This window comes from Roseobacter sinensis, assembly GCF_025755255.1.
GTDB classification, from domain to species: Bacteria; Pseudomonadota; Alphaproteobacteria; order Rhodobacterales; family Rhodobacteraceae; genus Roseobacter; species Roseobacter sinensis.
In genome coordinates this window covers 23774-49349 of sequence record NZ_JALIEB010000005.1, presented here as the reverse complement: position 1 = coordinate 49349, position 25576 = coordinate 23774, and the positions used below count along the sequence as shown (strand labels likewise).

Below are 25576 nucleotides of genomic sequence, written 5' to 3'. Positions count from 1 at the left end.
CAGGTAGATAATGGCGCTCGCGGCCCGCTGAGGCTGCCAAAACAATGCCTTATCCGTTCAGACCCGTTGCTGTGGCTCGATAAGACCAGAGACCAGCGGCGCACTGCATGAGAGCGCTTGCAATTCATGTTAATAAATGATACCCAGAGTTTCATTAATCGTTGATTTGGTCAAAACAGACTGGGCATATGGGAGGAGTAATCAGGCATTTCGTGCCTGGTTAAGGCCAGATTGCGATCAGTCTATATCCAGTATAGGCTCACCGCATGGCGCTGCCCGTCGAGACATTCTTTCTGCATCCCGAAGCGCATGGGACCCTGCAGTCGCAGATCCAGCAAATGATCGCGCAGGGCATTCTCTCCGGCCGCTTCCAGCGGGGTGAGAAGCTCCCGTCGACACGGAAGCTCGCGACCCACCTTGGCGTCAGCCGGATCACCGTCACCATCGCCTATACCGAGCTTCTGGCCAATGATTATCTGACATCGCGCGGCCGGTCGGGCTATTTCGTCTCTGACAACGCCCCTGTGCCGCCGGCCTTTGCACCCCGCGAGGTCGGGCCGGATGCGGTCGACTGGACCCGCGCCATCGGCCAAAGGTTTTCCGGCGGAGACACGGTGCGGAAACCACCCGACTGGGGCGGGTATCGTTATCCGTTCATCTATGGCCAAGCCGATCCGGCGCTCTTCGATCATGCCAATTGGCGGCTCTGCGCGCTGAAGGCTCTGGGGCAGAAGGATTTCACCGCGCTCACCACCGACTACTACGATCAGGACGATCCGCAGCTCATCGAGTTCATTGCGCGGCACACCTTGCCCCGGCGCGGGATCACAGCGCGGCCCGAGCAGATCCTGATCACGCTGGGCGCGCAGAATGCGCTCTGGCTGACCACTCAGGTGCTGCTCACGCAACGCCGGCGCGCAGCGCTTGAAGACCCATGTTATCATGCACTTAGGGACATCCTGAGTCAGTCGCGCTGCCATATGACGCCGGTACGCGTGGATGCGGATGGGATGCCGCCCGATGCGATCCCGCCCGACACGGATGTGATCTTCACGACCCCCAGCCATCAATGCCCCACCACCAACACGATGCCCATGCACCGCCGGCACGACCTGTTGGAACGGGCCGCGGATATGGATGCGCTGATCGTCGAGGACGACTACGAGTTCGAGATGTCCTTTCTCAGAAGCCCGTCGCCAGCGCTGAAAAGCCTCGATACCGATGGCCGCGTGATCTATGTGGGCAGCTTCTCGAAATCGCTGTTTCCGGGGCTGCGGCTGGGCTATCTGGTCGGCTCCGAACCCTTCATCCGCGAGGCCCGCGCCCTGCGGGCGAGCGTGCTGCGTCACCCGCCCGGACACGTGCAGCGGACCGCCGCGTATTTCCTGTCGCTGGGGCATCATGACGCGCTGATCCGCCGCATGGGCAACGCGCTGCACGAGCGGCGCGAGGTCATGGCGCGGGCGCTGTCCCATCACGGATTGCAGATTGCCGGTCAGGGCGCCCATGGTGGCTCGTCCTTCTGGATGCGCGCGCCCGAGGCCGTCGATACTCAGGAACTCGCTCGCCGACTGCAGGCGAAAGGCGTTCTGATCGAATCCGGGCATGCCTTCTTTTCCGGCTCCGCGCGGCCAAAGAGCTATTACCGCCTCGCCTATTCCTCGATCCCCGCCAACCGCATCGGAAAGGGCATCGATCTGCTCGCGGACGAGATCCGCAGCATGGCCCATCTGGGCATAAGCGAACCCGCAAACTGGCCCTAACGAGGCTTCCCGCAACCCTCTAAGTAACCTTCAACCGAGAATCACAACTGCTCATCAAGGAAACGCCCGATGAAAATGACGACTGAAGAAGCCTTTGTAAAAACGCTGCAAGCGCATGGCATCGAACATGCCTTCGGGATCATCGGCTCCGCCATGATGCCGATCTCCGACATCTTCCCGGATGCGGGCATCACCTTCTGGGACTGCGCGCATGAAGGCTCCGCCGGCATGATGGCCGACGGTTACACCCGCGCAACCGGCAAGGTCTCGATGATGATCGCGCAGAACGGCCCCGGCATCACCAACTTCGTCACCGCCGTGAAAACCGCCTATTGGAACCACACCCCGCTGCTGCTGGTCACCCCGCAGGCCGCGAACAAGACCATCGGTCAGGGCGGCTTCCAGGAAGTCGAGCAGATGAAGCTCTTCGAAGACATGGTGGCCTATCAGGAAGAGGTGCGCGACCCCACCCGCGTCGCCGAAGTGCTGACCCGCGTGATCGCCAAGGCGAAACGCCTGTCGGGCCCTGCGCAGATCAACATCCCGCGCGACTTCTGGACCCAGGTGGTCGACATCGAGATCCCCGACCCGATCGAGTTCGAAGCCTCCCCCGGCGGTGAGACCTCCGTGGCCAAGGCGGCGGAGCTGCTGTCGAACGCCAAGAACCCCGTCATCCTGAACGGCGCCGGCGTGGTGCTCTCCAAAGGCGGCATCGAAGCCTCCCGCAAGCTGGCCGAGCGGCTCGAAGCGCCGGTCTGCGTGGGCTATCAGCACAATGACGCCTTCCCAGGCAACCATCCGCTCTTCGCCGGCCCCTTGGGCTACAACGGCTCGAAAGCGGGCATGCAGCTCATCAAGGACGCCGACGTGGTGCTCTGCCTCGGCACGCGGCTGAACCCCTTCTCGACACTGCCCGGCTACGGCATCGACTACTGGCCGGCGGATGCCAAGATCATCCAGGTGGACATTAACCCCGACCGCATCGGTCTGACCAAGAAGGTCACCGTCGGCATCGTGGGTGACGCGGCCAAGGTCGCCAATGGCATCCTCGCGCAGCTCTCCGAGACCGCTGGGGATGAAGGCCGCGCCGAGCGGAAGGCGAAGATCGCCCAGACCAAATCCGCGTGGGCGCAGGAGCTGACCTCGCTGACCCACGAGCAGGACGATCCCGGCACCGACTGGAACGTCCGCGCCCGCAAGGCCAAGCCGGACTGGATGAGCCCGCGCATGGCGTGGCGCGCGATCCAGGCCGCTCTGCCGGTCGAGGCGATCATCTCCTCCGACATCGGTAACAACTGTGCCATCGGCAACGCCTACCCGTCCTTCGAGGAAGGCCGCAAGTACCTGGCACCGGGTCTCTTCGGCCCCTGCGGCTACGGTCTGCCCGCCATCGTTGGCGCAAAGATCGGCCAGCCGGACGTGCCGGTTGTGGGCTTTGCCGGTGACGGCGCCTTCGGCATTGCGGTGAACGAGTTGACAGCGATCGGCCGCGGTGAGTGGCCGGCGATCACGCAGATCGTCTTCCGCAACTACCAGTGGGGCGCGGAAAAGCGGAACTCGACGCTCTGGTTCGACGACAACTTCGTCGGCACCGAACTGGACGAACAGGTCTCCTATGCCGGCATCGCGCAGGCCTGTGGTCTGAAAGGTGTGGTGGCCCGCACCCAGGAAGAGCTGACCGCAGCGCTGAACCAGGCCATCAAAGACCAGATGGAGAATGGAGTGACCACGCTGATCGAAGCCATGATCAACCAGGAGCTGGGCGATCCATTCCGCCGCGACGCGATGAAGAAGCCTGTCGAAGTTGCTGGCATCAGCAAGGAAGACATGCGCCCGCAGACCGTCTGATCCGGGTGCCAAACAGCATCCGCATAACCAAAGGAGCCAGGCCATGAGCGTGTTGAGCGCCCTCACCGAGCGCGCCGCCGCCCGGCCTGCCCATATCGTAATGAGCGAAGGCCACGATCCCCGGATCGTGGCCGGCGCCATTGCCGCCGTGACTGCCGGGACCGCCCGGATCACGCTGGTCGGGTCGCATGACGATGTTTCCGCACAGCTTGTCGCCGCCGGCACATCCAACCACCCGAATATCGCCATCGAGGACCCCGCGTCTTCCTCGCTTCGCCCCGAGTTGGCATCGGCCTTTTACGAGCTGCGCAAACACAAGGGTGTGACGCCCGAGGTCGCCGAAAGCCAAGTGCGGAACCCGCTGGTTTTCGCGGTACTGATGGTCCGCGAAGGCCACGCCGACGGCACCGTCGGCGGTGCCATTCACACCACCTCCGACACGGTGCGCGCCGCTTTGCAAGTCATCGGCAAGGCCAAGGGTGCGCCGCTTGTGTCGAGCTTCTTCCTTATGGCCTTGCCAGAGGGTCACCCCTCAGGTCGGGATGCCATGATATTTGGCGACTGCGGCCTCGTCATTGATCCCTCCGCAGAAGAGCTCGCCGCCATCGCGGTTGCCTCCGCCCGCTCCTGCCACCAGTTGCTGGATGTCGAGCCGAAGGTCGCACTGCTGTCTTTCTCGACCATGGGCTCGGCCAAACACCCCGCCGTCGATAAGGTGGCACACGCCGCCGCCCTGCTGACAGACCAGCACCCTGACCTCGTGGCCGATGGCGAGCTGCAATTCGACGCGGCCTTCGTGCCCAGCGTCGCCGCCAGCAAGGCCCCTGGCTCGCCCACCGCCGGGCAGGCCAACGTCATGATCTTCCCCAACCTCGACGCGGGCAACATCGGCTACAAGATTGCGCAGCGCATCGGAGGCTGTCAGGCGATCGGCCCAACGCTTCAGGGCCTCGCCAAACCCGCTAACGACCTCTCGCGCGGCTGCACCGCCGAGGATGTCGCCAATATGATCGCCGTGACCACCCTGCAGGTCGCCCGCTAAACCGTTAGGAGCTTTCCATGAATCAGCCCGTGATCAATCTGAGCCCGAAAGTCTCTGACGAGGTGCGCAAGACAACCTGCTACATGTGCGCGTGTCGCTGCGGCATCAACGTGCACATGAAAGACGGCAAGGTCGCCTACATCGAGGGCAACAGGGATCACCCGGTCAATCAGGGCGTGCTCTGCGCCAAGGGCTCCGCCGGCATCATGCAGGTCAACGCCCCCTCCCGCCTGCGCAAACCGCTCAAACGCGTGGGCCCCCGCGGCTCCGGCGAGTTCGAAGAGATCGAATGGGACGAGGCGCTGCAGATCGCTGCTGACTGGCTGGAGCCCGTGCGCCAGACCAACCCCGAAAAGCTCGCCTTCTTCACCGGCCGCGACCAGTCCCAGTCCTTTACCAGCTTCTGGGCGCAGAACTTCGGCACGCCGAACTATGCCGCCCACGGCGGCTTCTGCTCGGTCAATATGGCCGCCGCCGGCATCTACACCATGGGTGGCGCCTTCTGGGAGTTCGGCCAGCCCGACTGGGACCACACCAAGCTCTTCATGCTCTTTGGCGTCGCCGAGGATCACGACAGCAACCCCATCAAGATGGGGATCGGCAAGATCAAGAAGCGCGGCGCCCGCGTGATCGGCGTGAACCCGATCCGCACTGGCTACAACGCCGTCGCCGACGATTGGGTCGGCATCACCCCAGGCACCGATGGTCTCTTCATCCTCTCGATGATCCATTGCCTGATGAAGGCCGGCAAGATGGATCTCACGTACCTCGCGCAATACACCAACGCGCCCGTTCTCGTGATCAACAACCCCGGCGGCGCCGACCACGGCCTGCTGATGCGGGACGAGAACGGCAAGGAGCTGGTCATCGACCGCAAGACCGGTAAGCTCACCCCCTTCGACCAGCCCGGCGTGAAACCCGACCTCGCGGCCACCTACGACAAAGACGGCCACACCCACCGCCCCGTCTTCCACCAGATGGCCGAGATGTATCTGGATGACCAATACGCGCCCGAGAACGTGGCCGAGCGTTGCGGCATCCCTGCCAAGCGGATCCGCGCCATCGCCGCCGAGCTTGCCCGCGTGGCCTTCAAAGAGAGCTTCGAGCTCGATCACACCTGGACAGACTTCCGCGGCGAAAAGCACACCAAGATGATCGGCCGCCCGGTCTCCTTCCACTCGATGCGCGGGATCTCGGCCCATGCCAACGGCTTCCAGACCTGCCGCGCCTTGCACACCCTGCAGATCCTCCTCGGCAGCGTCGAGGTGCCCGGCGGCTTCCGCTTCAAGCCGCCCTATCCGAAACCCGCCACCGCACACCCGAAACCGCATGTGGGCATGAACGCCGGCGCACCGCTGAACGGCCCGCACCTGGGCTTCACCCACGGCCCCGAGGATCTGGCCCTCAAGGACGACGGCACGCCCGCCCGCATCGACAAGGCCTTTACCTGGGAAAACCCGATGTCGAGCCACGGGCTCATGCATATGGTGATCTCCAACGCCTACGCGGGCGATCCCTACAAGATCGACGTCTTGTTCATGTACATGGCCAACATGTCCTGGAACTCGACCATGAACACCCGCGGCGTGATCGACATGCTGACGGACAAGGATGAAAACGGCGAGTACGTGATCCCCAAGATCATCTATTCGGATGCGTATAGTTCCGAGATGGTGGCCTATTCCGACCTGATCCTGCCCGACACCACATACCTCGAACGCCACGACTGCATCTCGCTGCTGGACCGTCCGATCTGCGAAGCCGACGCCGCCGCCGATGCCATCCGCTGGCCGGTGATCACCCCCGACCGCGACGTGAAAGGCTTCCAGTCCATGCTCTGCGAACTGGGCGCGAAACTGAACCTGCCCGGCTTCGTGAACGAAGACGGCAGCCAGAAATACGCCGATTACGGCGACTACATCGTGAACCACGAACGGCGCCCCGGCATCGGCCCGCTGGCAGGCTTTCGCGGCGAAAACGGCGATCAAGCCGGGCGTGGTGCCGTGAACCCAAACCAGCTCGACCGCTACATCGAAAACGGCGGTTTCTTCGTCGAACATATTCCCGACGGTGCCAACTACTACAAACCGTGGAACATGGCCTATCAGGACTGGGCCGTGAAACTCGGCCTCTACGACGCGCCGCTGCCCTATCTCTTCTCGCTTTATGTGGAGCCCATGCGCAAATTCCAGCTCGCCGCCGAGGGTCATGGCGAGCGCCAGCCGCCGGACCATTTGCGGGAGCGGATCAAGGCGACAATGTCTCCCCTGCCCATCTGGTACTCCACGGAAGAGGACAACCACGCCAAGGACTACCCCGTCACAGCCCTCACCCAGCGCCCGATGGCGATGTACCACTCCTGGGGCTCGCAAAATGCCTGGCTGCGCCAGCTGCACGGGCACAACCCGCTCTACGTGCCCACGAAGCTCATGCGCGCGCACGGGCTGCAGGACGGCGACTGGGCACGCGTCACCTCGCCGCACGGCGAGATCACCGTGCCTGTGCTGGAAATGGCCGCCCTCAATGAGAACACGATCTGGACCTGGAACGCCATCGGCAAACGCAAAGGCGCCTGGGCGCTGGAGGAAAACGCGCCCGAAGCCACCCGCGGCTTCCTGCTCAACCATCTCATCCACGAACTCCTCCCCCCGAAAGGCGACGGGCTGAGATGGGCCAACTCCGATCCGATCACCGGACAAGCCGCCTGGTTTGACCTCAAGGTCCGCATCGAGAAAGCCGCAGCCCCCGCCGAATCCCAACCCGGCTTCGCCCCGATCAAATCCCCCGTCGGCCAGGGTCCAAAGGACCTGATATGGAAAGTCGGCCAATGACCCTTCTTCTGGCCAAAAATATCCCGGGGGTCGCTGGGGGTGCGCCATTGGTTCGAGAACCACCGGCGACGACAGAGCCCCGGCACACCCCCGACAACCTGAGACCACATCTCACAGTAGCCAGGACACCGGCTCCGACCGTCAGACATGAGGGCCTTTCATGACCACTCTGCCAGCCAAGACCGAAAAGAAACTGGGGCTCGTCATCGACCTCGACACCTGCGTCGGCTGCCACGCCTGCGTGATCTCCTGCAAGGGGTGGAACACCGAGAACTACGGCGCGCCCCTCTCCGATCAGAACGCTTATGGCGCCGACAATTCAGGCACCTTCCTCAACCGCGTGCACTCCTACGAGGTCCAGCCCGCAGGCGATGCCGCCGCGCAGCTGATCCACTTCCCGAAGTCCTGCCTGCACTGCGAGGATGCGCCCTGCGTGACCGTCTGCCCCACGGGCGCCAGCTACAAGCGTGTCGAAGACGGCATCGTTCTGGTCAACGAATACAACTGCATCGGCTGTGGTCTGTGTGCCTGGGCCTGCCCCTACGGCGCGCGCGAGCTGGACCAGGCCGAAGGCGTTATGAAGAAATGCACCCTTTGCGTCGATCGCATCTACAACGAAAATCTGCCCGAGGAAGACCGCCAGCCCGCCTGCGTGCGCACCTGCCCCGCCGGAGCCCGCCACTTTGGCGATCTGGGGGATGAAAACAGCGACGTCAGCAAACTTGTCGCGGAGCGCGGCGGCATGGACCTGATGCCCGAACAGGGCACCAAGCCGGTGAATAAATACCTGCCCCCGCGCCCCAAGGACGAGATGCCCGAATTCGACGTGCTCGCCCCCTTCCTGGAACCGGTCGCGGAGGAGCCCAAAGGCTTCCTCGGCTGGCTCGACAAGACCCTGGAGAAACTCTGATGCATCCGGCCCCTTCCGTCATATTCTTTACGACTTTCAGCGGCTTGGGATTTGGCCTCCTGTTCTTTCTGGGCCTGGGCTATCCGTCGGTCACCGGCTGGACGGCTTTCGCTTTTTTCGTGATCGCCTATCTCATGGCGGTAGGTGGGCTGATGGCCTCCACCTTCCACCTCGGCCGTCCGGAACGGGCGCTCAAGGCCTTCACGCAATGGCGCTCGAGCTGGCTGAGCCGCGAGGCGTGGTGCGCCGTCGGCGCGCTTGTGCTGATGGGCCTCTACGGGCTGGGTCTTGTGTTCTTCGACGCCCGCTGGACCGCGCTTGGCCTCCTCGGCGCGCTGCTGTCGATGGCCACCGTCTTCACCACCTCGATGATCTACACCCAGCTCAAGACGATCCCCCGCTGGAACATGAAACTGACCCCCCTCAAGTTTCTCTCGCTGTCACTGGCAGGCGGCGCGCTGCTGGCAGGCCAGGTCTCCGTCGCCCTTGTTTTGCTGGTGATCGCGGGCCTCGTGCAACTCTACACTTGGGTCGAGGGCGACAAGGCGCTGAAGGCCTCGGGCACGGATATGGCGACGGCGACCGGTCTTGGCGGTATCGGCGCGGTGCGCGCGTTCGAGCCGCCGCATACCGGCACCAACTATCTGCTCAAGGAGTTCGTGCATGTGATCGGGCGCAAGCACAGCCAGAAGCTACGGATCATTGCGCTTGGACTCATGACAGTGGCGCCGGTGACCCTGCTGGCGCTGCCGTTTTCGCATGTGCTCGGGGTTCTGGCGATCATAAGCCACATCACAGGCGTGCTGACCGCACGGTGGCTGTTCTTTGCGGAGGCCGAACATGTGGTCGGTCTCTACTACGGAAAGCGTTAAGCCTCTCAGGCGCAAAACAAAAAGGGCGTGGACAATCCACGCCCTTTTGCGTTTCGCTGGCGCCCCGCTCGGAGCGCGCTGAGCATTTCACCTGTGAGCAACCTCCTCTTTCGCTATCTGAAATCTTACGATTTCAACGCAAAAGAGTACCTGGACTTACCAAATGACAGGTGAAGCGCTTTAGTTCAGAAGCCCCGCATGCCGCAGCCCGTCGTCTACCAGCGCGCGGGTTGTGTCCGAGAGCGCCACCAGCGGCAGCCGCACCTCGTCGGAGCAGAGCCGCAACTGCGACATGGCGTACTTCACCCCTACGAGTCCGGGTTCGGTGAAGATGGCCTTGTGCAGCGGCATCAGCCGGTCCTGAATGTTGAGTGCCGTGGCATAGTCCCCGGCGAGGCAAGCCGCCTGCATCTCGCTCAGCATCTTCGGCGCCACATTTGCGGTGACCGAGATACAGCCCACGCCGCCCTGCGCATTGAACCCATGCGCCGTGGCATCCTCGCCCGAGAGCTGGATGAACTCGGGCCCGCAGGTGATCCGCTGGTCGCTCACGCGCGCGAGATCACCCGTGGCGTCTTTCACGCCCACGATCCGGGGCAGCTTGGCCAACTCGCCCATGGTCTCGGGCGACATGTCGATGACCGAGCGACCGGGGATGTTGTAGATGATGATCGGCAGTTCGGCACAATCGTGCAGCGCGGTGAAATGCGCCAGCAGCCCGGATTGCGTCGGCTTGTTGTAGTAGGGCGTCACCACAAGGGCTGCGTCCGCGCCCACAGCTTCGGCATGGCGGACGAGCCGCATGGCCTCGACCGTATTGTTCGATCCCGCACCCGCAATCACCGGGACGCGGCCGGCGGCGGCCTTCACCACCTCTTCGACCACAATCTCATGCTCGCGGTGGGTCAGAGTCGGGCTTTCGCCGGTCGTCCCCACCGGCACCAGACCGTTGGAGCCTTCGCCGATGTGCCATTCTACCAGCTTTTTCAATGTCTCAAGATCCAGCTCGCCGTTCCTGAACGGCGTGACGAGGGCAGGCATCGAGCCTTTGAACATGTGCACGCTCCTTTTTCTTTTTTGGCCGGCAAATGGCCTGAGATTAACCGTTGATTCAGCACAATCGTGATTTGATCGAGCGGAACCGCGCTTCTATGTATCAGAGGCTCTAGCCCTCAAACGCCGGGAATTGCAAGTGATCAGACACTGGCTGACGACGCTCATTTTGATTTTGGCCGTGGCCGCACCCGCAGCTGCAGACCGGCCGCGCCCCCTCGCTCATGCGATGGAGGCGGTGCGAGACGGCGATTGGACAACGGCCGCCAAGATCGCGGCGCGCGATGGCGATGTCGCCGCAGATATCGTCGAATGGAACAGGCTGCGCGCTGGACGCGGATCTTATGACGAGGTGACGGCTTTTCTGTCGCGGCGGCCGGACTGGCCGGGCGAGCCATATCTTCGCAAGCAGTCGGAACGCGCGGTGATTGCCCGTTCCGATTCAGAGGTCATCGCCTTCTTTGGCGACGTCCCGGCGCAAACTCCTGAGGGCGTCTTGCGCCACGCGCGGGCCTTGGCCAGAAACGGCGCAGCGGAGGAGGCTGACAACTTGCTTGTCGCAACCTGGCGCACCATGCCGATGGGTGCCGCGGCCCAAAGGCTTTATCTGGGCAGTCATGCGGATCTGCTGAAACCGCATCACAGCGCCCGGCTGGATGCGATGCTCTGGGCCGGCGCATTTGAGAATGCACGCAGGATGTATGACCTTGTCTCGCAAGCGGATATTGCCGTCGCCGATGCGCGGATTGCGCTGCGCGGCAGAGCCAATGGCGTCGATGCGCTGATCGCGGAGGTGCCGTCGAGCCATGCGAAGCACCCCGGACTTCAGTACGAACGCTTTGAATGGCGGGCCCGCAAGGGGCGTTGGGAGGACGCAAAGGAGTTGCTGCGCGACACGTCGACAAGCGCTGAGGCCCTTGGCGAGCCCGAAGCCTGGGCGAACCGCCGCCGCTCAATGGCGCGCGACGAGATGCGAGATGGCTCGGCTGAGCTTGCCTATGAGCTCGCCGCCCGGCACTTCCTCACCTCCGGGTCGTCCTACGCCGATCTGGAGTGGCTGGCGGGCTACATTGCCTTGCGGAAGCTGAATGAGCCCAAGACAGCACTCGAACACTTCCGCAATCACGATGCCGCCGTGCAGTCACCGATCTCCAAAGGCCGATCCGGGTACTGGCGGGGTCGTGCGCTGGAGGCCATGGGTGACGTGGCCGCGGCGGATCAGGCCTATACCGATGCGGCACAGTATCAGACCTCGTTCTACGGGCTTCTCGCGGCAGAGCGGGCCGGATTGCCGTTCGACGACGCGCTTGCAGCCGAACGGGCCGCCGCCGACTGGCGAACGTCGGCCCTCGCGGACGATCCCTTGTTTATCGCAGGGCTGCTCTTGCAGGCATCGGGCGAGATCAACCTCGCCGAGCGGTTTTGGACACATCTGGCCGAGTCACTCGACCGGGAGACAGCCGCACTGCTTGCCGAGGCCGCGCTGGATGTCGACCAGCCGCACCTGGCTGTCATGATCGGAAAGCGGACCGCGCGACGCGCAGTGGTTGTGCCACGGGGCTACTACCCCCTGCACCCGCTGGCTGAGCGGAATCTGCCGATGGCGCCCGAGATGCTGCTGGCAATTGCCCGCCGCGAGAGCGAATTCGATCCCGGGGTCCAGAGCGGTGCGGGCGCGCGTGGGCTCATGCAGATCATGCCCGCAACCGGGCGCGATGTTGCAGCCGCCATGGGGCGGGGAAGCACGCACAGCACGGAGCGGCTCATCAGCGACCCGGTCTACAACGCCGAACTGGGAGCGGCCTATCTCGCGGGGCTGGCCGCGCGATTCCGCGGCAACGTGGTGATGATGTCGGCAGGCTACAACGCGGGACCCGGGCGGCCCGATCGCTGGATGGTGACCTACGGCGATCCCCGGGCGGGTGAGGTCGATATGATCGACTGGATCGAGCACATTCCATTCCGCGAGACGCGCAACTACGTGATGCGGGTGACCGAAAGCCTGCCGATCTACCGCGCGCGGTTGGGCCAGGAGCCATTGCCGGTCCCTTTCCTGGAGGAGCTTAGAGGCTCAACGCTGCTGGCGTTCGCGCCAAAGGGTGAATAACCCCGCCCCCACGATCACCGCGACACCGAACGCGACATTCGGGCGGATCGTCTCGCCGAACACCGTGATGCCGATCAGGGCTGCAAAGACCAGCTGAAAGTAGGCGAACGGCTGGACCGCACTTGCCTCTGCCACTTCGTAACAGCGGATCAGGAGCCAATGGCCCGCAGCCCCGGTGACACAGAGCAGCGCCATCCAGCCCCAGTCGCGACCGGACATCGGCTCCCAGAACCACAGACCAATGGCCGACATGATCACGGCGCCGGCAACACCCGTCCAAAAAAAGCTGGTCGCCGTGCTGTCCCGCCGCGCCGCATAGCGGGTGAGCAATCCGTATAGCGCAAACATCGACGCCGCCGCCAGCGGGACGACTGCATATGGATTGAAGACGGACAGCCCGGGCTGAAGGATGATCATCACGCCAATGAACCCGACCCCGATGGCGACCCAACGCCGCCAGCCGACCGCCTCGCCCAACACCGGCCCCGAAAGTGCGGCGACAAGCAGCGGGTAGCACGCAAAGACCGCGTGGCTCTCCACCAGCCCCAGCAGGGTGAAGCCCGTCACCATTACGCAGACCTCAAGCGCGAGAAGAACACCGCGAAATGCCTGCAAGACAGGCTGTGTCGTGCGCGCCGCCGCCCTTACGCCTCCCGCCTTGCGCGCCGCGATGGCGATGACAAAGGCCGCAAAGAACCAATAGCGGATCATCACTACAAGATAGACGTTGTAGGCGTCGGCCAGATGCCGCGAGATGCCGTCTTGCATCGCAAAAACCAGCGTCGTCATCAGCATGAGCCCGACGCCAAGCCGCGTGTTGGTGGACTGCATCATGATCTGAGCACGCCGGTGCTCATGTGCCGCTTGCGCCCGAAACCCGGCACCCGGCGCACGTCGAACCCGGCCCCATCCAGAGCGCGCCGCACGAACCCAGCCGCGGTATAGGTCGCAAACGTGCCTCCGACGGCAGTATGCGCGCCGACCTCCTGCATCAGGGTCTCCGACCAAAGCTCCGGATTCTTGGCAGGCGCGAACCCATCGAGATACCAGGCGTCGGCGCGACGGGTCCAGGGCGGCACAGTCTCGCGGGCGTCGCCGATCACAAGCTCGAGGCATACGCCCGGAACAATCTCGAAGCGCCCGCCGACGGGGTGCCACTGCGCTGTCAGGAGATCGCGCAGGTCCCCGAGATCTTCAAACGGCTCGAGCGCCAAGTGAAGGTCCGCCCGGCGCAGCGGGAAAGCTTCGAAACTGGTGAAGATCAACCGGCCCGGCGAAGCGGCCTGTTGCCAGGCCCGGAGGGTCGCCAGAAAGCTCAGGCCCGTCCCAAATCCCAGCTCGGCGATATGAAACCCGTCGACAAAGCGCTCCGGCAAGCCATTGCCGTGCAAGAAGACATGGCGCGTTTCGGCCAGGCCGTCCTCGAGGCTGAAATAGGGATCGTCGAACCGGGTCGACACCGGAACACCGTTTGCCTTCCACGCAACATCTGCCGTCTGGTTCTGCACGGGTCCGCCTTGTATGCTTCCGGGAAACTCCGGCGAGATTGGGGGAGAGCGGGACCTTTGGCAATGGCCGATATCACCGTCCGCGGGGCGGGCATCTTCGGCCTGTCGATCGCATGGGTCTGCCTGCAGCGCGGGGCGCAGGTGACCGTCGTCGATCCGCATGGTGTTGGCACAGGGAGCAGTGGCGGCATCGTCGGCGCCTTGGCCCCGCATGTCCCGGAAAACTGGAACCCCAAGAAGGCTTTCCAGCTTGAAAGCCTGCTGTCTGCAGCACCGTTCTGGTCTGCGGTCGAACAGGCAGGCGGCCTCCCATCGGGGTATCTGCGCAGCGGGCGTCTGCAGCCCATCGCCGATGCGCGGGGGCTCGAGCTGGCCCGCCAGCGGGCCCGCAACGCTGTCGATCTATGGGGCACCGAGGCGACCTGGTCGGTCGAGCGCAATAGCGAAGCGCCCTGGGCGCCGCTCTCGCCAACCGGCTGGGTGATCCGCGACAGCCTCAGCGCGCATCTGCACCCGCGCCAGGCCTGCGCTGCACTTGCGGCGGCACTCTCGGCCAAGGGGGTGCAAATCGTGCGCAACGCCCCCGATACCGGTGCGGTCGTCTGGGCCACGGGGGTCGCTGGGCTCGCGGATCTGAGCCGAAACCACCATCGCGCCATCGGGACCGGCGTGAAGGGGCAGGCTGCGCTCCTGGATCTTGACGCACGCGGCGCGCCGCAGATCTTCGCCGACGGGGTGCACATCGTTCCGCACCAAAATGGCACGGTTGCGATCGGATCCACATCGGAACGGGATTACGATGACCCGACCGGGACAGACGCGCAGCTGGACGAGGTCATCGCAAAGGCACGGGCGGCTGTGCCCGCTCTGCAAGGGGCACGTGTGCTGGAGCGGTGGGCCGGCATCCGCCCCCGGGCGCGCAGCCGCGCGCCCATGCTGGGGCCATGGCCGGATCGGCCAGGCCATTTCATCGCCAATGGTGGGTTCAAGATCGGCTTCGGCATGGCGCCGAAGGTTGCGGAGGTCATGGCGGATCTGGTGCTCGACGGTCGTGCGGCGATCCCCGATGGCTTCGAGGTCGCCGCATCGTTCTGATCCCTGCAGGCCAGCATGCCCGGAGCCGGTGGCGAAATCGCGTGAGCCGTCAGCGCGCGATCCGCGACTTCAAGGCTTCCATCAAGGCGGTCAACTCGCGGACATAAATCTCACCGGTCAGGTGGCCCTCGCCATCGAATTGGTTGCTGCTGTCGGCCAAATGGATCTCGGGGCCCTGCAGGATCATCGGGCGGAACGGCACCATGAAGCCCCGCAACACCATCTGCGCGCGCTCACCGCCGGCGCGCCCTGCAGCGGCGGACATCACCGCCACCGGCTTGTCCGTCCAGGGCCGGCCCTTGGTTCGGCTGATCCAGTCCAGTGCATTCTTGAGAACACCGGACGGTCCCTTGTTGTACTCGGGCGTCGAGATGATGACCGCATCCGCCGCGGCAACCGCATCGGCAAGGGCCTGCACGGCGGACGGCACCCCATCGGCAGCTTCTGCATCCCCGTCGTAGAGCGGCAGATGCAGGTCGGCGAGCTCGAAATCGCACGCACCGAACAGCCGTGCCGCCTCGCGCACCAACATCGTGTTGGTCGACGCTTTGCGCAACGATCCGGACATCCCAAGAAGCTTATAGTTCGCCATAGTAGAGTTCCTCACCTCGAAATTCTGGCCTTACCCTGATGTGATGTCGCAAAAAGACAAGAGCCCCGGCTGCAATTGCGGGGCTCCCTGCAGGGTTCGCGCAGCGATCTGTCAGGTTGTAGGCAGAATGACAATCTCCACCCGGCGGTTTTGGGCCTTGCCCGCCGCATTGAGATTGCTCGCGATCGGCTGGCTCTCGCCGCGGCCGAATGTCTGAAGCCGGGCGGACGGCACACCGGCAGTCAGCAGCACATTGGCCACGGCCGTCGCGCGGCGCTCTGACAGCTGCTGATTGTACCCGGCCTCGCCGTCACTGTCGGTGTGCCCGATCACCTGCACTGTCGATTGCGGATACTTGTTGAGGCTCGCCGCAACGGAATAGAGATCATCCTGAAGATCGGGGCGCACTGCAAAACTGTCGGTGGCAAAGACAATGCTCTGCGGCAGATTGAGGATCAGGCGATCCCCGGTGTTGGTGATGGTGACATCGTTATCGAGCTCGCGGCGCAGCTCGGCCTCCTGCTGGTCGAGGTTGTAGCCGATGCCTGCGCCAATCGCGCCGCCGATCACTGCACCGACAAGCGCACCGTCGCCGCGGTTTCCATCGCCCCTGGAGAGCGCGCCCGCAAGCGCGCCAGCGCCGGCGCCGATCAGGGCCCCGCGCTGCGCCTTGGGGTTGCTGGAATTGGCCCCGATCTGGTTCGGGTCCGTGCAGGCGGTCAATACCAGGGCGCCGGAGACGGCGAGAATCAAAGGGGTTTTCAAGAAAGTCATGTCGGTCTGCCTTCAATGGTTGCGGCCCCGTTCGGGCGAGGCGTCTTGGTTGAACGCCCTATATATGGCCGCGGTTCCGCCTCGAACCAAGGGGGAAAAACATCGGCAGCAGACCGCCGTCCGTCGCGTCGGGTCAATTCTCCGCGTGCACGGCCTCATAGGCGAGCATGGCGCGCTTCATGGGCAGGCCCCAGTGATAGCCGCCGAGGCCCCCGGATTTGCGCAGCGCGCGGTGGCAGGGGATGAGCCAGCTGATCGGGTTGCGCCCCACCGCGGTCCCCACCGCGCGCACGGCCCGCGGGTTGCCAATGGCCTGTGCAATCTCCGAATAGGTGGTGACATGCCCCGACGGGATGCTGAGCAGCGCTTCCCAGACCTTGATCTGAAACGGCGCGCCGATCAGGAAAAGCGGTGCCGTATTCAACTGTCCGTCGCCCGCTCCGAAAGCCTGCAGGACCCACGGGCGCAGCATCATCGGATCCTCGACAAACTCCGCCTTCGGCCAGCGCGAGAGCAAATCCTGCAAGGCGGCGTCCTCTCCCATCTCTGCCGCGAACCCCATGCCGCAGATGCCTTTTTCGGTGCCCATGACAACGGCGGGGCCGAAGGGGCTTTCAAACCAGCCCCAATAGATCGTGAGCCCCTCGCCGCCGCGGGCAAACTCGCCCGGGCTCATCGATTCCCACCTCACAAACAGATCGTGCAGCCGTCCGCTGCCCGAGAGGCCGACGGCATGGGACGCCTCAAGCGTCGTGAACCGGTCGCGCAGAAGGGTCTTGGCATGACCGAGGGTCAGATACTGCTGATACCGCTTCGGCGAAATCCCGACCCAACGGGAAAACAGCCTTTGGAAATGCGCGACACTCATCCCCATTTGCGCGGCGATCTGCTCCAGCGAGAGCGGCGCCTCGGCCTGATCGATGAGATCGATCGCGCGACGGACGACCTGATAGTGATACGCGGTCTCGGTTTGGTTCGGGAGGGTCTGATGCTGTGTCATGGCATCAAACTAGGCAATCCCGCCGTTCGGCGCGACCCGAAACCTGCGGGATCTCGGCCTGCGTCTGCGCTTCAGGCGGTTTTCAGAAACGGCTGATCCGCGACTGCCTGCGCCGGCTCAATCAGCAGGCGCGCCTCGCTCCGGGTCAGACAGGGGCGCGCCGTCTCTTGCTCGAACCCGCCCGGTCCCAGTGCCGCTTCGAGACGCGCCGCGTCGTCGTCAGCGAGGCGTCGCAAGGTTTCGGGGCCGGTGAATATCGTCTCGACCCAGGTGCCCTAGGCCATGATCACCTCGTGCTGAGCGCATGCGATATGGGTGAGCGTGTAGGGCTCCGCAGGAAAAAACTGGAAACCATGCCCACGGTCCGGCCATGCCTTGGCAGGCAGAAGGACTTCGCTGGAGAAAAACAGCATCTCGGCTTTGGCGGAGGTGAAGAGCAGCCTGTGATCGCCGGTGACGTGCAGATCGTGCGTGGGCATGTTCGCACCGCAGGAGCCTGCCGGGATGCACACCGGGCGTTCCGCAGGGTACTGCGTAAAATAGCCCGGATCCAACTTGGTGCGCCCGATCCAGACGATCGGCTGGTACCCGTGATCGCGGGTCAGTACCTTATCGGAGGTCTCGAGCCATTCGACGGGGATCTCACCGTTCTCGGTGCGAATCATCGTTCCAGGTCCGAAACACGGCACGCTCTGCTGTTCGTATTGCGCGTAGGTCTGCCGGGTGTCCGCACCGCCTTGAGATTGCAGAATATTGTCGATATCCCCGCCGCCGACATAGGTGTAGGTCACGCCGGGCTGGAGCGGCGCGGAGGGCACATAGCCCATCTTCACGCCCGCGATCTCGATCCGGTCGATTGTGACCTGTGACCCGTCAGGGGCTTGCAGGATCGCGTATTCCTCACCGTAGATAAGGCCCGATCCCACCAGCGTCCCGTCCGGTCGGGTCACGACACCTGTCTGGTCCGCATCTTCGCCCACTTCGTTGTTGTGCTCGTCCCCATCGAGAGACGCGTCATCATCGGTGATCTGGAACAGAACGCGGTCCGTCGTGAAGTCGTAGTTGGCGTCGAGCGTAAACGTGCCGTTGGTGGCGTTGTACACCAGTGCCTCGGAGGAGTAGCCGTAGAACGAACTCGTGGGCATCGCGATACCTGTCAGGATTGATCCAGATCGCACCCTCGCAGATCGAGGTGAAGATACTGCTGAAAAATCCGCCAAGTTTTGAGACGCATTTTAAGGATCGCGGACCCATAGGCTTGCCCATGCCCGGCAAAGACAGCATACCGGGCGAATGGCAAAACAGCTCGACTACCATACCATTCGACAGATCTTCGCCCGGTTTCAGGAGGCCGACCCTGAACCGAAGGGGGAGTTGGAACATGTCAACGTTTACACCCTTGTGGTGGCGGTGGCGCTAAGTGCGCAGGCCACGGATGCCGGCGTCAACAAGGCCACCCGAAGCCTCTTTGAGGTCGCGGATACGCCGCAGAAGATGCTCGACCTCGGCCTCGATGGGCTGATCGAGCACATCAAGACCATCGGGCTCTACCGGCAGAAGGCCAAGAACGTGATGAAGCTGAGCCAGATCCTGGTTGACGACTACGGTGGCGAGGTTCCGAACAGCCGCGCGGCCCTTCAGAGTCTGCCGGGCGTGGGTCGGAAGACCGCCAATGTGGTGCTGAACATGTGGTGGCAGCACCCGGCCCAGGCGGTCGACACCCATATCTTCCGCCTCGGCAACCGCACCGGCATCGCGCCCGGCAGGACGGTCGAGGCGGTCGAGCGCGCCATTGAAGACAACATCCCCGCAGATTTCCAACTGCACGCGCACCACTGGATGATCTTGCACGGGCGTTATCACTGCAAAGCGCGCAAGCCGCTTTGCCCGACCTGCATCATCCGCGATCTCTGCCCATTTGAGGACAAGACCCCATGAAACACTACCAGCTTGTCGGCATCGGAAACGCCGTTGTCGACGTGATCACCCATGCCGATGACAGCTTTCTCGATCTGATGGGGATCGAAAAGGGCATCATGCAGCTGGTGGACCGCGACCGGTCGGAAAAGCTCTATGGCTCGATGAACGACCGGATGCAGACACCCGGCGGCGCAGTGGCAAACACGGTGGCGGGTGTTGGGGCACTGGGGCTACAGACGGCCTTCATCGGCCGGGTACGCGATGACGCGCTCGGGCATTTCTACGCCAGTGCCATGACCGACAATGGCATCGACTTCGTGAACCCGCCCGTCGAGGACGGCGAAGTGCCCACCTCGCGCAGCATGATCTTCGTGGCGCCTGACGGCGAGCGGTCGATGAACACCTATCTCGGCATCTCCACCGGGCTGACCTCGGCGGACGTGCCGCCGGAGGTTTCCGGCAACGCACGCATCATGTTCCTCGAAGGCTATCTCTTCGATCATGACGCGGGCAAAACCGCGTTTCGCGAAGCAGCGCGGGCGACAAAGGCGGGCGGCGGCATCGCCGGGATCGCCATTTCCGATCCGTTCTGCGTCGAGCGGCACCGGGCCGACTTCCTGTCGCTCATCGAAAGGGATCTCGACTACGTCATCGGCAACCAGCATGAGATCGAATCGCTCTTCCAGACGGATGTGGAAACAGCGCTGGCAAAGACGGCCGACATCTGTCCGATGGTCGTCTGCACCCGCTCTGCCGACGGGGTCACAGTCATTACAGACGGTAAGCGCGTGGATGTACCGGTTACTCCGGTCACGCCCGTCGATGCCACCGGCGCAGGTGATCAGTTCGCTGCGGGCTTCCTCTACGGCGTGGCGACGGGGCGCGACACGGAGACCTGCGCGCGTATGGGCAACCTCTGCGCGGCGGAGGTCATCAGCCACGTGGGACCGCGCCCGCAGACCGACATGATGAAGGTGTTTCGCACCCAAGGACTTGTCTGAGCGTGATCGCCGACGGCCTGCACCCGGTGCCGCGCGGCAAGGTCGCGACGATCGTGACGCATCTGGACATGCGCTCAAAGCCCGCGTTGCGGCAGGTTGATCTGCCCGCAGGCGTGAACTTCACCGCGCTGACACCTGACCCGGAAGACTACCGCGATCTCTTTCGCCGCGTCGGTCTTCAGGAGTGGCTCTGGTTCGAGCGAATGAAGCTCTCAGACGCCGAGATCACCGCCCTTGTCGCGGACCCGCAGGTCGAGATGTTCACCCTCCTGCTCGACGGTCGGGCCGAAGCGCTGCTGGAGCTTGACTTCCGCCGCCCGAACGCTTGCGAGCTTGCCTATTTCGGCGTCACCCGGCGGCTCATGGGGCAGGGCGCGGGCCGGTTTTTGATGAACGAGGCGATCACGCGCGCATGGGACAGGCCGATTGCGCACTTCCACGTGCATACCTGCACCATGGACAGCCCCGGTGCTCTTGACTTCTACCGGCGAAGCGGCTTCATCCCTCGGCGTCAGGAGGTCGAGATCTGCGACGATCCGCGCGTGACCGGCCTTCTCCCCCGCGACGCAGGCGCGCATATCCCGATCTTCGAACCCTAGAGGTGTTCTGAAAACGCATCGAGGACCGAAACGTAGACATCGCGCTTGAAAGGGACAATCGCGTCGATGAGCCTGCTGGTCGGCATCCAGCGCCAGCGTGAAAACTCCGGATGCTCCGTCGCGATATCTATGTCACTGTCACGCCCCTCGAACCGCATCAGGAACCATTTCTGTTCCTGCCCCCGAAACCGCCCTTTCCACAGTTTGGGCACGAGGTCATACGGCAGATCATAAGGCAGCCAATTCTCGGTCTCGGCCAGCACCGTCACCAGCCCGGGACGCACCCCGGTCTCCTCGCGGAGCTCGCGCAAGGCGGCAGCACGCGGATCCTCGCCAGGGTCCACGCCGCCCTGCGGCATCTGCCAGGCATCCCGGTAGTTGTCGATCCGCTGCCCGACAAAGACCTCGTGCCGCGGATTGATCAGCATCACACCGACACATGGCCGGTAAGGCAGCTTTTTGATCTCTTCCGGGGTCATCCGAGCCTCTTCTCCATCCTGGCGCGGTCGAGGTGCTCACCGTGCCGCTCCACTCTTTCGTGATGGATAGTCGAAAACCCCACTGCCCGAAAGGCCGGCTGCGCCATGAGGCTCGCATGGGTCCAAAGCAGCGGTTCGCCCTTGCTGCGCGCATGGTCTTCCACCCGCGCGGCAAGCTGGCGGAAAAGCCCCGCACCGCGATGTGCTGGTCGAATGAACGCAAGATCGATGTAGCCGCCACTCTCGATGCTCATGAACCCTGCAACCGTTCCATCCACCTCTGCCACGGCGATCCGCAACGGGGTCAGACGCGCGGCCCAGCGCGGCCCGCTCGGCACGTCGCGCACCCAGGCGGCGCGCTGCGCCTCGGTATAGGGGCTCGGCCCGTCGCGTACGGCGGAATAGAACACCTGCCCCAAGGCCTCCGCATCCTGCGGCGCCGCCCATCTGATCATGATCATGCCCCCCGTGACGCCGCGTTCGACGTGACAGCCCATATGTGAAAATGTGATCTCGTGCCAACCACATCCGGGGAGAGAGTTCCATGGCTGACTATCCGCATCTTCTGGCGCCGCTCGATCTGGGCTTCACCACGCTGAAGAACCGCGTGCTCATGGGCTCGATGCACACCGGGCTGGAGGAGACGAAGGATTGGCACCGGGTGGCGGAGTTCTACGCAGCGCGCGCGCGCGGTCAGGTGGCCCTGATGGTCACAGGCGGGATTGGCCCGAACCTCGAAGGCTCCGTGCTGCCGGGGGCGGCGATGATGGTCACGGATGAGGATGTCGCCAACCACAGCGTGATCACGCGCGCCGTGCACGCCGATGGCGGCAAGATCGCCATGCAGATCCTGCACGCGGGCCGCTATGCCTACGGGCCGAAATGCGTGGCGCCTTCGGCGATCAAGTCGCCCATCTCGCCCTTCCCGCCCACGGCGCTTGACGAAGAGGGTATCGAAAAGCAGATCGACGATATCGTCGCTTGTGCGAAGCGGGCGCAAGAGGCGGGCTATGACGGGGTCGAGATCATGGGATCGGAGGGCTATTTCCTCAACCAGTTCCTCGTGACCCACACCAACAAGCGCGACGACCGTTGGGGCGGGTCCTACGAGAACCGCATGCGCCTGCCCATCGAGGTCGTGCGCCGCACCCGCGAGGCGGTGGGGCCGGAGTTCATCCTGATCTATCGTCTCTCGATGATCGACCTTGTGCCCAATGGCTCAACCCATGAGGAGGTCGTGCAACTGGCGCAGGAGATCGAGAAAGCGGGGGCCACGATCATCAACACCGGCATCGGCTGGCATGAGGCGCGCATCCCGACGATTGCAACCTCCGTGCCCCGCGCGGCCTTCGCCTGGGTCACCAAGAAGCTGATGGGCAAAGTCGGCATCCCGGTGATCACGTCGAACCGGATCAACACGCCCGAGGTCGCCGAAGAGGTTCTGGCGGACGGCTGCGCCGATATGGTCTCGATGGCGCGGCCGATGCTGGCCGATGCGGATTTCGTGGCCAAGGCGATGGCGGGCAAATCCGCGCAGATCGCGCCCTGTATCGCCTGCAATCAGGCCTGCCTCGATCACACCTTCAGCGGCAAGATCTCCAGTTGCCTCGTGAACCCCCGCGCCTGTTACGAGACCGAGTTGACCATCAGCCCGACCGACACGCCAAAATCCATCGCCGTCGTCGGCGCCGGCCCCGCAGGTCTGTCCGCAGCGATGACGGCGGCGGAACGGGGGCACAGGACCACGCTCTTTGATCAGGCCGAGGAGATCGGCGGCCAGCTCAACATGGCCAAGCAGGTGCCGGGCAAGGAGGAGTTCTGGGGCCTCGTGGACTGGTACCGCACCATGATGGCCGAGCATGACATCACGCTGCGCCTTGGCCACACTGCCACCGCGGCGGATCTCGCAGGCTTCGACGAGGTGATCATCGCCACCGGCGTGGTGCCGCGTGATCCGGGTATCCCCGGTCAGGACGCGCCCCATGTGCTGAGCTACATCGACGTGCTGCGCGGCACGGCCGAGGTCGGCAAACGCGTGGCGATCGTCGGCGCGGGCGGCATCGGTTTCGACGTGGCCGAATACCTCGTGCACGAAGGCACCAGCCCCACGGAAAGCCTGCCCGACTGGATGCGCGAATGGGGCGTGGCGGACCCTGCCGAGCACCGCTCGGGCCTCGCGCCCGAAGGCCCACAGCCCGACGCGCCGGCGCGGCAGATCACGCTGCTGCAGCGCAAGGCGGAAAAGCCGGGTAAACGCCTCGGCAAGACCACCGGCTGGATCCACCGCGCGGCCCTGGCGATGAAAGACGTCAAGATGATCGGCGGCGTCAACTACGAGCGCATCGAAGAAGGCGGCATCCTTGTCTCCCACGGCGAGGCGCGCGAAAACCCCACGCTGATCGAAGCGGACACCATCGTGCTCTGCGCCGGACAGCTCTCGGATCGCAGCCTCGCGGACGCGTTGGAGGCGCAAGGGACACCCTGCCATGTGATCGGCGGCGCGGACGTGGCCGCCGAGCTCGATGCCAAGCGTGCGATCAATCAGGGGACACGGCTCGCCGCGGCCCTGTGAGCGAGCCTACTCGACGGTAATCGTGATCACCTCCGAGACGATCGGATCGGTGTGCGGCACGTGGGTCCAATCCCCCAGAACCAGCTGCAAGGTATGCTCACCGGGCGGCAGCTCGACGGTTGTCTCGGTCTGACCGCCACCGAAATGGACGTGGTTCTCGTCGGCCGGAATGGCCAGCTCGAACTCCTCGTCGCCGAATTCACCCTCGCCCAGTGGCGGGCGGTTGATGAGGAGGTGGTGGTGGCCGGTGTTCTCCACTTCCGCGCCCGCAGGAGCCACACCCATCCCGCGCAGTCCAAAGATCACCTGCACGGGCGAGGAGACCGTTGCTCCGTCCTCGAGATTGACGAAATAGAGCTCGGCGTCCGGATTGGACGGCGTCTCTCCCCCCGCAAACGCAGACCCTGCGCTCAGCATCCCTGCGGCGATAGCGGCAAACAGTCGTGTCATCTTGGTCTCCTCCACTTTTGTCCCACTGTGCAGAAGATAAGACGGCGAGGCAACTTGTCGAAGATGGTCCGACGTTCAAGATGCTCCAACCGCGTTCGGCTGTCCGATAATACGCTCTTGCGGCGTTTCCGCGCCCCGGACGATCCACTCAAATACCGTGATACTGTCTCACCTCTGCCGCGTTCCTGCCTGAATTCACCCGCATAACCCGGTCAGGCCTTTGGGATCGAGGAAGGGGAAGGCGATGGACCGCCTCACAGAAATGGAAGCATTTGCCACAGTTGTCGACCAAGGTGGCTTCACCGATGCGGCCAAGAAGCTGGGGATTTCCAAATCGGCTGTCTCCAAGCATGTCTCCTCGCTGGAAGCGCGCCTTGGCGCGCGCCTGCTCAATCGCACGACACGACGGGTCAGCCCCACGGAAATCGGTCTGGCCTATTATGATCGCGCGCGGCGCGTCCTGAACGACGCGGGCGAGGCTGATGCGCTGGTCACCTCCATGCAAAGTGCGCCTTCGGGTCTGCTGCGCATTTCGGTCGCGACCGACTTCGGGGTTAACCACCTGTCTCCTGTCCTGAGCCAGTTCCTGTCCGATTTCCCGGATATCACGGTGAACATGGTGCTCAACAACCGCTATGTGGAGCTGATTTCGGAAGGCTTCGACATGGCGATCCGCATCGGCGAGCTGGAAGACAGCACGCTGCGCGCGCGCAAGCTGACTGAAACGACGAAACGCATGATTGCGAGCCCCGAGTACTTCGAGAAATACGGTCGGCCCCGTAAGATCGATGATCTCAACGCGCACAAGCTGCTGCATTATTCGAACCAGTCGTCAGGCAACGTCTGGAAACTCACCGCGCCATCTGGCGAGAAACGCCAGGTGCGCACTGCCGGCTGGCTCAGCGTGAACGACGGGCAATCGCTGCTGAATGCGGCGATCTCCGGGCTCGGGATCGCTTACCTGCCCAGCTTTCTCTACGCCGACGCAATGGAGAAAGGTCTGGTCGAGGATGCGATCCCCGATCTGCCACTGGAAACGCAAGGCATCTACGCGGTCTACCCGCCGGGGCGGTTCACCCAGCCCAAAGTGCGCGCCTTCATCGACTTTCTTGTGCACGCCTTTGCGGACAAGGGCCCCTCGGACTGGTAACAGGCGACCG

The 25576-nt window shown here is 63.8% G+C and carries 24 protein-coding genes; 13 read left to right on the top strand and 11 right to left on the bottom strand.

Translation table 11 applies throughout. From position 1 onward, the window contains the following. Positions 1-266: 266 nt before the first annotated feature. The 6 genes from pdxR to MUB52_RS09475 all read left to right on the top strand — a co-directional run bounded on the left by pdxR (position 267) and on the right by MUB52_RS09475 (position 9266). Positions 267-1763: a MocR-like pyridoxine biosynthesis transcription factor PdxR gene (gene pdxR / locus MUB52_RS09500; protein ID WP_263843981.1), complete on the top strand. Its 1497-nt coding sequence runs from the start codon at positions 267-269 to the stop codon at positions 1761-1763. Between the two features lie 69 nt (positions 1764-1832). Continuing rightward, positions 1833-3611 (top strand): sulfoacetaldehyde acetyltransferase, encoded by a 1779-nt coding sequence (gene xsc, locus MUB52_RS09495; protein ID WP_263843980.1) that lies wholly within the window; start codon positions 1833-1835, stop codon positions 3609-3611. 43 nt (positions 3612-3654) lie between these two features. Continuing rightward, on the top strand, positions 3655-4653 hold the full coding sequence (pta, locus tag MUB52_RS09490) for a phosphate acetyltransferase (RefSeq protein ID WP_263843979.1): 999 nt from the start codon (positions 3655-3657) through the stop codon (positions 4651-4653). Between the two features lie 17 nt (positions 4654-4670). Further along, positions 4671-7484, top strand: coding sequence for a molybdopterin oxidoreductase family protein (locus tag MUB52_RS09485; protein ID WP_263843978.1), 2814 nt, complete (start codon positions 4671-4673; stop codon positions 7482-7484). Between the two features lie 160 nt (positions 7485-7644). Further along, entirely contained in the window at positions 7645-8394 is a 750-nt protein-coding gene (locus MUB52_RS09480) for a 4Fe-4S dicluster domain-containing protein (RefSeq protein WP_263843977.1), read from the top strand. Then, complete coding sequence (locus MUB52_RS09475; RefSeq protein ID WP_263843976.1) at positions 8394-9266, top strand: dimethyl sulfoxide reductase anchor subunit family protein; 873 nt, start codon at positions 8394-8396, stop codon at positions 9264-9266. Before MUB52_RS09480 ends, MUB52_RS09475 begins: the two co-directional genes overlap by 1 nt. A 180-nt stretch (positions 9267-9446) precedes the next feature. Here MUB52_RS09475 and dapA read toward each other — a convergent pair whose 3' ends face one another. Next, entirely contained in the window at positions 9447-10322 is an 876-nt protein-coding gene (gene dapA, locus MUB52_RS09470; RefSeq protein ID WP_263843975.1) for a 4-hydroxy-tetrahydrodipicolinate synthase, read from the bottom strand. Positions 10323-10452: 130 nt separating this feature from the next. Between dapA and MUB52_RS09465 the strand changes: the two genes are divergently transcribed. Beyond that, positions 10453-12426 carry a lytic transglycosylase domain-containing protein gene (locus tag MUB52_RS09465; RefSeq protein ID WP_404818212.1) on the top strand — a complete coding sequence of 658 codons (1974 nt, stop codon included), beginning with the start codon at positions 10453-10455 and terminating at the stop codon, positions 12424-12426. Here the strand turns inward: MUB52_RS09465 and MUB52_RS09460 are convergent. Both MUB52_RS09460 and mnmD read right to left on the bottom strand, forming a co-directional pair. After that, on the bottom strand, positions 12391-13257 hold the full coding sequence (locus tag MUB52_RS09460; protein ID WP_263844208.1) for a DMT family transporter: 867 nt from the start codon (positions 13255-13257) through the stop codon (positions 12391-12393). The genes MUB52_RS09465 and MUB52_RS09460 overlap by 36 nt on opposite strands. Beyond that, complete coding sequence (gene mnmD / locus MUB52_RS09455) at positions 13257-13934, bottom strand: tRNA (5-methylaminomethyl-2-thiouridine)(34)-methyltransferase MnmD (RefSeq protein ID WP_263843974.1); 678 nt, start codon at positions 13932-13934, stop codon at positions 13257-13259. The genes MUB52_RS09460 and mnmD overlap by 1 nt, the downstream gene beginning before the upstream one ends. Positions 13935-13997: 63 nt before the next feature. Between mnmD and MUB52_RS09450 the strand changes: the two genes are divergently transcribed. Then, positions 13998-15029 carry an NAD(P)/FAD-dependent oxidoreductase gene (locus tag MUB52_RS09450; RefSeq protein ID WP_263843973.1) on the top strand — a complete coding sequence of 344 codons (1032 nt, stop codon included), beginning with the start codon at positions 13998-14000 and terminating at the stop codon, positions 15027-15029. Positions 15030-15078: 49 nt separating this feature from the next. Here MUB52_RS09450 and MUB52_RS09445 read toward each other — a convergent pair whose 3' ends face one another. From MUB52_RS09445 to MUB52_RS09425, 5 genes are all read right to left on the bottom strand, one after another. Continuing rightward, positions 15079-15621: an NADPH-dependent FMN reductase gene (locus MUB52_RS09445; protein WP_263843972.1), complete on the bottom strand. Its 543-nt coding sequence runs from the start codon at positions 15619-15621 to the stop codon at positions 15079-15081. A gap of 111 nt (positions 15622-15732) precedes the next feature. Further along, a complete protein-coding gene (locus tag MUB52_RS09440; RefSeq protein ID WP_263843971.1) occupies positions 15733-16395 on the bottom strand; it encodes an OmpA family protein in 663 nt (220 codons plus the stop codon). A gap of 133 nt (positions 16396-16528) precedes the next feature. Continuing rightward, positions 16529-17395 carry a bifunctional helix-turn-helix domain-containing protein/methylated-DNA--[protein]-cysteine S-methyltransferase gene (locus MUB52_RS09435; protein WP_263843970.1) on the bottom strand — a complete coding sequence of 289 codons (867 nt, stop codon included), beginning with the start codon at positions 17393-17395 and terminating at the stop codon, positions 16529-16531. A gap of 71 nt (positions 17396-17466) precedes the next feature. After that, a complete protein-coding gene (locus MUB52_RS09430) occupies positions 17467-17631 on the bottom strand; it encodes a hypothetical protein (RefSeq protein ID WP_263843969.1) in 165 nt (54 codons plus the stop codon). Between the two features lie 39 nt (positions 17632-17670). Beyond that, complete coding sequence (locus MUB52_RS09425; RefSeq protein ID WP_263843968.1) at positions 17671-18540, bottom strand: Hint domain-containing protein; 870 nt, start codon at positions 18538-18540, stop codon at positions 17671-17673. 148 nt (positions 18541-18688) lie between these two features. On the opposite strand from MUB52_RS09425, the gene nth reads away from it, so the two are divergent. The 3 genes from nth to MUB52_RS09410 are packed head-to-tail and all read left to right on the top strand — an operon-like array spanning position 18689 to position 20915. After that, complete coding sequence (gene nth, locus MUB52_RS09420; protein WP_263843967.1) at positions 18689-19333, top strand: endonuclease III; 645 nt, start codon at positions 18689-18691, stop codon at positions 19331-19333. Then, positions 19330-20316 carry an adenosine kinase gene (locus MUB52_RS09415; RefSeq protein ID WP_263843966.1) on the top strand — a complete coding sequence of 329 codons (987 nt, stop codon included), beginning with the start codon at positions 19330-19332 and terminating at the stop codon, positions 20314-20316. The genes nth and MUB52_RS09415 overlap by 4 nt, the downstream gene beginning before the upstream one ends. Before the next feature lie 2 nt (positions 20317-20318). After that, complete coding sequence (locus tag MUB52_RS09410; protein WP_263843965.1) at positions 20319-20915, top strand: GNAT family N-acetyltransferase; 597 nt, start codon at positions 20319-20321, stop codon at positions 20913-20915. Here the strand turns inward: MUB52_RS09410 and MUB52_RS09405 are convergent. Further along, positions 20912-21394, bottom strand: a complete 483-nt coding sequence (locus MUB52_RS09405) for an RNA pyrophosphohydrolase (protein ID WP_263843964.1) — start codon at positions 21392-21394, stop codon at positions 20912-20914. The genes MUB52_RS09410 and MUB52_RS09405 overlap by 4 nt on opposite strands. Next, a complete protein-coding gene (locus tag MUB52_RS09400; protein ID WP_263843963.1) occupies positions 21391-21849 on the bottom strand; it encodes a GNAT family N-acetyltransferase in 459 nt (152 codons plus the stop codon). The genes MUB52_RS09405 and MUB52_RS09400 overlap by 4 nt, the downstream gene beginning before the upstream one ends. Before the next feature lie 89 nt (positions 21850-21938). On the opposite strand from MUB52_RS09400, the gene MUB52_RS09395 reads away from it, so the two are divergent. Next, the gene (locus MUB52_RS09395; protein WP_263843962.1) at positions 21939-23966 is read left to right on the top strand and encodes an NADPH-dependent 2,4-dienoyl-CoA reductase; all 2028 of its coding nucleotides are present in this window, start codon (positions 21939-21941) and stop codon (positions 23964-23966) included. A gap of 6 nt (positions 23967-23972) precedes the next feature. Here MUB52_RS09395 and MUB52_RS09390 read toward each other — a convergent pair whose 3' ends face one another. After that, a complete protein-coding gene (locus MUB52_RS09390) occupies positions 23973-24416 on the bottom strand; it encodes a DUF4399 domain-containing protein (RefSeq protein WP_263843961.1) in 444 nt (147 codons plus the stop codon). Positions 24417-24660: 244 nt separating this feature from the next. Here MUB52_RS09390 and MUB52_RS09385 point away from each other — a divergent pair, with 244 nt between their 5' ends. Continuing rightward, positions 24661-25566 (top strand): LysR family transcriptional regulator, encoded by a 906-nt coding sequence (locus MUB52_RS09385; RefSeq protein WP_263843960.1) that lies wholly within the window; start codon positions 24661-24663, stop codon positions 25564-25566. Positions 25567-25576 lie beyond the last annotated feature (10 nt).